At 65.7% G+C, this 6414-nt stretch carries 8 protein-coding genes, 1 tRNA gene and 2 pseudogenes; 2 read left to right on the top strand and 9 right to left on the bottom strand.

The window, feature by feature from the left end; translation table 11 throughout:
• Positions 1-71 precede the first annotated feature (71 nt).
• The 4 genes from JCM19049_RS19185 to JCM19049_RS19170 form a co-directional block, all read right to left on the bottom strand.
• Entirely contained in the window at positions 72-320 is a 249-nt protein-coding gene (locus JCM19049_RS19185; RefSeq protein WP_279402640.1) for a hypothetical protein, read from the bottom strand.
• A complete protein-coding gene (locus JCM19049_RS19180) occupies positions 305-475 on the bottom strand; it encodes a hypothetical protein (RefSeq protein WP_279402639.1) in 171 nt (56 codons plus the stop codon). Before JCM19049_RS19180 ends, JCM19049_RS19185 begins: the two co-directional genes overlap by 16 nt.
• Before the next feature lie 70 nt (positions 476-545).
• Positions 546-1160, bottom strand: a complete 615-nt coding sequence (locus tag JCM19049_RS19175) for a threonine/serine exporter family protein (protein WP_279402638.1) — start codon at positions 1158-1160, stop codon at positions 546-548.
• A gap of 5 nt (positions 1161-1165) precedes the next feature.
• Positions 1166-1705, bottom strand: coding sequence for a hypothetical protein (locus JCM19049_RS19170; RefSeq protein WP_279402637.1), 540 nt, complete (start codon positions 1703-1705; stop codon positions 1166-1168).
• Positions 1706-1895: 190 nt separating this feature from the next.
• On the opposite strand from JCM19049_RS19170, the pseudogene JCM19049_RS06895 reads away from it, so the two are divergent.
• A pseudogene (locus JCM19049_RS06895) lies at positions 1896-2959 on the top strand (LLM class flavin-dependent oxidoreductase).
• Positions 2960-3080: 121 nt separating this feature from the next.
• Here the strand turns inward: JCM19049_RS06895 and JCM19049_RS06890 are convergent.
• Positions 3081-3157: transfer RNA gene (locus tag JCM19049_RS06890), tRNA-Val, on the bottom strand.
• Positions 3158-3577: 420 nt separating this feature from the next.
• On the opposite strand from JCM19049_RS06890, the gene JCM19049_RS06885 reads away from it, so the two are divergent.
• Complete coding sequence (locus JCM19049_RS06885) at positions 3578-4186, top strand: GNAT family N-acetyltransferase (RefSeq protein WP_054821218.1); 609 nt, start codon at positions 3578-3580, stop codon at positions 4184-4186.
• A gap of 8 nt (positions 4187-4194) precedes the next feature.
• Here JCM19049_RS06885 and JCM19049_RS06880 read toward each other — a convergent pair whose 3' ends face one another.
• The 4 genes and pseudogenes from JCM19049_RS06880 to JCM19049_RS19165 all read right to left on the bottom strand — a co-directional run.
• A complete protein-coding gene (locus JCM19049_RS06880) occupies positions 4195-5112 on the bottom strand; it encodes a hypothetical protein (protein ID WP_054821217.1) in 918 nt (305 codons plus the stop codon).
• 39 nt (positions 5113-5151) lie between these two features.
• Positions 5152-5499, bottom strand: a complete 348-nt coding sequence (locus JCM19049_RS06875; RefSeq protein ID WP_054821216.1) for a hypothetical protein — start codon at positions 5497-5499, stop codon at positions 5152-5154.
• Positions 5469-6221 (bottom strand): hypothetical protein, encoded by a 753-nt coding sequence (locus JCM19049_RS06870; RefSeq protein WP_054821215.1) that lies wholly within the window; start codon positions 6219-6221, stop codon positions 5469-5471. The genes JCM19049_RS06875 and JCM19049_RS06870 overlap by 31 nt, the downstream gene beginning before the upstream one ends.
• Positions 6104-6414 (bottom strand): annotated as a pseudogene (locus JCM19049_RS19165) (hypothetical protein); the annotation flags it as partial. The gene JCM19049_RS06870 and the pseudogene JCM19049_RS19165, both read right to left, overlap by 118 nt.

The following is a 6414-nucleotide window of genomic DNA, read 5'->3' as shown; positions in this document are numbered from 1 at the left end:
GGCCCGGCGGCATGGTCAGCCAAGGCGTTACCGGCGCCGAATGCGCTTGCGTTCCCGTCCGGCCCCGGCGATCAGCGGACGGCAGAGCGTGTCGCCGAACACGACGCCGCCGGCGATCGAGAGCATGATGGCAAAGGCGTTGAACATCTCCACCAGCGCCTGGTCCATGCGTCGGTTTCCAGCACGATCCCGTACATGGAACGGAAGATCATCAGGCCCGGCAGCAGGAAGTACACCCCGGGCGAGGCAATCACCAGCTGCGGGGTGCGCAGCTTCTCCGAGGTGAACCGGGCGGCAAAGCCGATCACGGTGGCCACCACGGCCGGGGTGGCCCGCTCCCCCAGCCCAGCGCATTGCACACCAGCAGCACCAGGTAGCCGATGACCGCGATCACCACGGTGGGCAGCACGAGCTTCTTGGCGGTCTGTTCGGAGATCGCGCCGGCGGCGATGGCCACCGCCACCAGCAGGATCATGAACACTGCGGATAGGAGATCTGCTGGATCTGGTGCACGTCCACTTCGGTGCCGCCGAGCATAAAACTGATCACCAGGCCACCGAGATGCCGGTGAGGATCGCCGTATAGATCAGCCCGGCGGAAAACAGTCGGCCCACCGCGGTCACCGGGAAGCCGTTGATCGCGTCCTGCAGGGCCGAGACAAAGCGCACCGAGGGCAGCAACAGCAGGATGCCGCCGGCGACCACCAGTGCCGGGTCAATGGGTGCGTGGACGGCGAAGCCGATCAGCGCCACCGCGGTCACCGCACAGGTGGATGCCGCCACCGTGAAGAATTCGGGCACCCGCCAGCGGTTGCCGAACTTCATGATCTGCGAAACCAGAGAGGAGGAACCGAAGGCGATCAGCGCGCCCAGGGCCGAACCCCCGATGAACAGCACGAACGCGGCGGCGAACACGCCGCGCGCGGTGGCCACGAACCAGCGTGGGAAGGGGCGCGGCTTGCGCATGATCACCTGCAGCCGCGTCGCGGCCTGGGTGATTTCAATGCCCCCGGAAATCACGTCGGAGACCAGCTCGTGCACCAGGCACAGCCCGGCGAAGTTCGCGGTCGAGGAACGCACTACGCGCAGCACCGAGAACCCGTCCGCGTCGGTCGGGTTGTAGTTCAGGTGGATCGACTGGTTGGTGACATCCACATCCACGTGCTTCAGCCCAGTGCCGCGGTGACCGCGATGACGCTGGTCTCCACCTCCAGGGCCCCGGCCCCGTAGCGGAAAAGTGTTTCGGCCAGATCCAGCGCGAATTCCAGGACCGGGCGGGCCGAAGCCTCGGTGTCCTTGATCTGCGGGTTGGCGTAAGGGGTGCCCTTGAGCCGTTCGACGATGTTCAGCGCCTGGGTGGGCGGGGCGTCGGAAACCCACATCTTGGCCAACAGGCGCCGGGCGACCGGGTTCGCGCGGGTGGGCACCACGGTCACCCCGTCTTCGGTGGTCACCTGGCCGGTCCGGGCCTCCAGGTCGCCGATCTCCGCGGCGGCGATGGTGGCGGTGGGGTCCTCGGGGACCGGTGGGGCATCATGCAGCGGCCACGAAGAGGTGTAGGGCTGGCTTGGTTCGCTGGCTTCCAGAGGGGATCCAAGCCTGATTTCGTTGGCGCTGATGCGTGGCAGACTCGAGACCTTCGGATCCGGGTCCGCCCCCGGATTCACCTGCTCCCGGGGCTCGTTCTCCCGCTCCTGCTGCGCCACCGATCTACCCCCTTAAACGAAGTTGCCTGCTACGACTTCACGATACAACCGCGGCATGGGCTTAGGCTGGATCCATGCTGAGGAAACCGCCCGGGATCTGTGATTTCCAAAACACCGGCTCGGGGGAATGAATCAGCCACCCCGAAGGGTTACCAGAATGCATGTCTTTGCATGAAAGTCTCGAGGAAAGGTGGTTACGGTGAGCACCCAGTCAACCGGGTCAACGAAGCTGGAAATCGGCGTGGAAACCTTCGGTGACATCACCGTGGATGCGAAGGACAAATTGCTGCCGCACGGCCAGGTGCTGCGCAACGTAGTCGCCGAGGGACGCCTGGCCGAGGCCTCGGGCCTGGACTTCTTCGGGGTGGGCGAACACCACCGGGACGACTTTGCTATCAGCGCCCCGGAAGTGGTGCTCGGCGCCCTGTCGCAGGTGACTGAACGGATCCGGCTGGGCAGTGCGGTGACCGTGCTCTCCAGCGATGACCCCGTGCGCGTCTACGAACGCTTCGCCACCCTGGACGGGCTCTCTGGCGGCCGGGCCGAGATCATCGCCGGTCGCGGGTCCTTCGTCGAGTCGTTCCCGCTGTTCGGCTACAACCTCACCGACTACGAGACCCTGTTCAAGGAAAAGCTGGAGCTGATGGCCCGGTTGCGCCACGGCGAACCGGTCAGTTGGAGCGGACAGACCCGTACCGCGTTGGAGGAACAGCAGGTCTATCCGCTGCTGGAATCCAGCGAACTGCGCACCTGGGTCGGGGTCGGAGGCAGCCCGAATCGGTGATCCGCGCCGCCCGACACGGTCTTCCGCTGTTCCTGGCGATCATTGGCGGGCAGCCCGCGGCCTTCGAACCTTTGGTGAACCTCTACCACAAGGCCCTGGACTCCTTCGGCAAACCGGACCAGCCGGTCGCCGCGCACTTCCATGGTCTGGTGGCCGACAGCGACGAGGAAGCTCTGGAACTGCTGTGGCCGCACTACCAGCGGGCGATGAACCGGCTGGGAGCCGAGCGCGGTTGGCCGCCGGTTTCGAAGATGCGTCTGCAGGCGGCCATGGGGCCGGACGGGGCAATGCTCGCTGGCAGCCCGGACACCGTGGCCCAAAAAATCGCGCGCTTTGCCCAGATGCTGGGTCTGAGCCGGGTGGATATGAAGTATTCCAACGGCACGCTGCCCCACGAAGTGATGATGCACAGCATTGAGCTGTTGGGCACCGTGGTCAAGCCGCGGGTTCACGAACTGCTGGCCCAGTAGCGCGGCGAACCGTTCCCGGCCGGGCCTGCCGAGCAGGAGCTTGCTTGGCAGGCCCGGCCGCCAAGAACCGCTTACCCGCTTGGATACGAGAAAACCCCCACAAGATTCTTGTGGGGGTTTTTGGTGGATCTTACTGGACTCGAACCAGCGACCTTTCGCGTGTGAGGCGAACGCTCTAACCAACTGAGCTAAAGATCCAGAAGTGCTTTCCGCAGTTTCTCACCGCGGCACCTAAACGATATTACTGGCATTTTCCGCCGCCACCAAATCGGGGTCGATCCTCCTGCCGACAGGCGTCCCTTTCGGCGCCTTTCCGTGCTTCACGGCGCGGCGTTCGAGGCCGATAGCCCGCCGTGCCAGCGGTTAACACAGATTTAACATTCCGGACCCCTTTCCCGCTTGTTCCCGACGCTTGGGAACCGCATAATTTTTCTGTGGCTCATCGAGCCGCCAAACTGGGCCCTACAAGGAAGCTGCCGGAAGCCGCCGGCAACGGTCCCCTAAAGGCCAACGAAACCCTCCGTCACCAGGGGTGACGGAAATCTTTTCCTTTCGTTCGTTCTTGACTTCTTAGGACCGATCCCAGTGCTCCCCTTCTTGGACTATGCCCTGTCTGCCATGCCCCCAACCGCCGCCGAGCGCGAGGAGCTGGCCCGTCTCTACCCACGTGTTGACGCCCGCTGGCATCAGAAAATGGACCGCGCCCTGCTGGTGGTCACAGTGCGCGATGCAGGCGCACTGGTTGCGGCGGGGATTGTCCACGACAGCGTGGTGGCTCCCACCGAACTGATGGATGCGGTGGAGCTGGGCTGCATGGTGGTTGATCCGCGCTACCGGCGGATGGGCATTCGCCAGCGGGTCGCCGAGATGCGGCTGGCCCATGCCCTGGACGCGGGACGCACTGCGATCACCGTCATTCACGCCGCCAATCCGGCGTCATGGGCCTTCTACGAGCGCTCCGAGCTGTGGGCCCTGGAGCGCGAGTACGAGTTCGACGGGCAGAGCATGTTCATCTACCAGGCCACCGCCGCAGCCCGCGACTGGGCGAACAGCCTCCCCCTGTCCCTTGGAACCGGTCAACCTTCACTGGATTCGGTGCCGGTCCAGGCACAAGACAGGGTCCACCCGGTCCTGCCGACCATCACCGTGCCGCACGCGCTGGGATGCGCGCCGTGTCGTTGCGGTAGCCAACAGACCGAACACGACCTGCACCCGGCTGGTTACTAGCAGCGGGGCTAGAAGAGCGGGTCCTGCAGGTCCGCAGCCGGGTCCTTGCTGGACACCGGCTCCGGGATCCCGTCCCGCCGGGCCCGCGCCACCTCGTGTAGGTCGATGGGAGTCACCTGCAGCACGGTGTCGATCATGGTGGCCATGAACTGTTCGGTGGCCACGTCTTCGGGCACCGCGTCGTGCTCCACCTGCACAGTAGGGTTCGGGTCGGCCTCATCCCAGTCCACCAGCAGCAGACCGGTGGCCGTATAGCCGTAGCCGTCCCCGAAATCACGCAGCTTGCGGATCATATCCACGGTGCGGCGGAACGCGGCCGGTTCGGTGCGCAGGATCGTGGCGCGCTGCACGAAGTAGAAGCCCACGGCAGCCAACGGGTAGCGGGCGCGCAGGTTGGCGGCGTCCCCATACGCTTCCTCGTAGCGGTTGGCCAGGTTCTTCCCGAATGATGAAGTCATTGCCTTGGTGCTCAGCAGCAGTTCCGGGCCCCGCGACCAGTGGGTCATCACCACATCGGTCTGCTTCATGTAGGCCCGACCCAGGATCCGGGCATCGGTGCTGCCGGCCTTGCCGGCAAGGATCGCCTCGTGAACTTCCTCGGCCAGTCGTTCGGGCAGCCGGCGCAGCAGGTCCAGGATGTCGGAGGAAAGCACCCGCGGCGCCTCGGTGCGCGGCCACACCAGATCCTGATCGAACCCGGCACGCCGCAGCTCGTGGGCCAGCCACGCATCCACTGCCTGGGCAAAGCGGCCGGAGCGGGTGACGGCCTTGGATCGCACCGGGATGCTCAGCAACTGTTCAAGCAGCGAGTAGGACGGCTGGAACTGCTGTTGCACGGCCCCTTCCAGCAACCAGGGAGAGTCCCTGGCGGCGCTGGAGAGCACCGTATCGAATTCGGCAAAGGCCAGCGTCTTCTCGTGCCCCATCTGGTTCCTAGTTCCCCGTTTCCCTGCCGTTGGAGTTGTTCATTCCGGTCTCGGCATTCTTCCCTGCCCGCACCGCGTGCCGATGTTGGCCTGCGCCTTCCGCACCGCCTTGCCGCGCAGTTTGCGCCGCTGCAGCAGATGGGTGCGGGAGTCCTCCAGGCAGCAGCGGGCCGCCGCGTCCAGGCCGAGCATCCGGCCCAGCACGATCTCGTCCACCAGCGCGCTGGCCTGCAGCTTCTGTCCGGCCCGCAGCAGCCTGGCAACCTCCGGCCGAATGGCACGCAGCGCCGGGGCGTGTTCCTGGACCAGGTGTGGGCTGGGCACCGGCAGCCGGTCGGCCTCCGAGGGTTCCAGCTTCAGGATCCCTCCTCCATAGGAGCGGCCCACAATCTCGCGCCCAGCATGGTCAGCGTGTTCAGGGACGCCAGCGGCAAAAGTTCCCGGCCCACCTCACGCACATCCGCCCCCAGGTAGACCCCGTGGATGGAGTTGATGTGATGCACCTGGGCATGATTCGTGGTCAGTCTGGGGGTGTCGGCGTTCATGTAGGTCATGAACAGATCCGGCACCGCCAGGATCGGAACCCGCCACCAGGGGGAGCGCACCCGGCACTTGTATGCGGAGTCGACGCCCAGCTGCTGCCCGGCGGAAATCAGCTCCTGACCCGCCGGGGAGGCAGAGCTGCGGGCGGAACAAGTAGGTGGCTGCACCGTGCTCACGCAACCGCTCCCAGTCCTCCTGCCCCAGTTCCAGTCCGCGAAGATGGCGGGAACCGGCGGGGAAATGCGGATCAGGTCCTGCTCGGCCAGCCCCAGCTCGGCCACGTCCCGCTCGCTGAGCGTAAACCACTTGTTGTTCCCGGTCACGGCCCCCAGGGAGGTTTCACCCCAGGTCTGTAGCGGAACGAATTCAGCGTTGGCCAGTGCGGCGTCGTAGATGCCGCGCGCTTCCAGGGAGGCCAGCGAACTGGTCCAGCGTTCGGCCGGGTCACTCACCGGATGCAGCACCCCGGGCTCCAGGCTTTGCAGGCCCAGGGCGTTGTGCACCTGGTGCAGCCGGAACGCCCCGCTGCCCGGCTGCCCGTACCCGTCGGCCAGCAGCAGCACCACTTCCTCCTGGCGTCGGCGAACACCCGCTCCTGGAACAGCACCAGGCTGACGGTGCTGAAGCGTTCGAGCAGCATGGCGCGCACCGGAGCCGCGTAGTTCACAAACATCAGCTCAGCGGGCAGCACCAGCGCCAGGCGTCCGCCTGGCCGCAGGAAAGTGGTTGCGTGGGCCACGAATGCGGCCCACACCGAGG

It is taken from the genome of Arthrobacter sp. JCM 19049 (assembly GCF_001310435.1).
This window is presented reverse-complemented; position numbering and strand designations above follow the sequence as displayed.

Coding starts and splice junctions, on each gene's coding strand:
- JCM19049_RS19180 (WP_279402639.1), bottom strand. CDS start 475: ATGATCCTGCTGGTGGCGGTGGCCATCGCCGCCGGCGCGATCTCCGAA.
- JCM19049_RS06885 (WP_054821218.1), top strand. CDS start 3,578: ATGCCCCCAACCGCCGCCGAGCGCGAGGAGCTGGCCCGTCTCTACCCA.
- JCM19049_RS06880 (WP_054821217.1), bottom strand. CDS start 5,112: ATGGGGCACGAGAAGACGCTGGCCTTTGCCGAATTCGATACGGTGCTC.